This window comes from Acinetobacter legionensis (assembly GCF_048552295.1).
Classification (GTDB): Bacteria; Pseudomonadota; Gammaproteobacteria; order Pseudomonadales; family Moraxellaceae; genus Acinetobacter.
Genome location: NZ_JBIMCW010000127.1, coordinates 1 through 213, shown reverse-complemented (window position 1 = coordinate 213; position 213 = coordinate 1). Strand labels below are relative to the sequence as shown.

Below are 213 nucleotides of genomic sequence, written 5' to 3'. Positions count from 1 at the left end.
TATACGTGGTAGGGGAGCGTTCTGTAAGCCGATGAAGGTGTATTGAGAAGTATGCTGGAGGTATCAGAAGTGCGAATGCTGACGTGAGTAACGACAATGCGAGTGAAAAACTCGCACGCTGAAAGACCAAGGGTTCCAGTCCAACGTTAATCGGGGCTGGGTGAGTCGACCCCTAAGGCGAGGCCGAGAGGCGTAGTCGATGGGAAATTGGTT

1 rRNA gene is annotated in these 213 nt (G+C 52.1%); it reads left to right on the top strand.

Annotated features, from left to right (window positions below):
- A 23S ribosomal RNA gene (locus tag ACG916_RS21725) occupies window positions 1-213 on the top strand; the annotation flags it as partial.